The sequence below is a fragment of the Vibrio sp. 10N.222.55.C6 genome (assembly GCF_041473395.1).
GTDB classification, from domain to species: domain Bacteria; phylum Pseudomonadota; class Gammaproteobacteria; order Enterobacterales; family Vibrionaceae; genus Vibrio; species Vibrio crassostreae_C.
Map to the genome: position 1 here is coordinate 1 of NZ_JBFRSD010000408.1, position 284 is coordinate 284.

Sequence of the window (284 nt, forward strand, 5' to 3'; positions counted from 1 at the left end):
CTCAAAAGCCCTGCAACCAATGCAGCAGAAGCGGCACCAACTGCAGCCCAAGTACCGTTAGATTGTTTTTCGTAAGTTACATCATCGACTGTAGCTGTCGTGCCTGGAGTAGCATTGGCATATTGTTCGTTTAATTTATACTGAACAGAAGCATCGATAGCGTTCATCTGCTCGTCAATAAGTTGAAGTGTTTGTTGGTTTGCTAGTTCTACGTCAACTTGAGGTGCAGAAGCAAAAGCAGGTGCTGCTAATACGCTAGAAATTGATATGGCTAAGAGTGATAC

The 284-nt window shown here is 43.7% G+C and carries 1 pseudogene; it reads right to left on the minus strand.

The window, feature by feature from the left end:
- Nucleotides 1-284: pseudogene (locus AB4486_RS24350) on the minus strand (hypothetical protein); the annotation flags it as partial.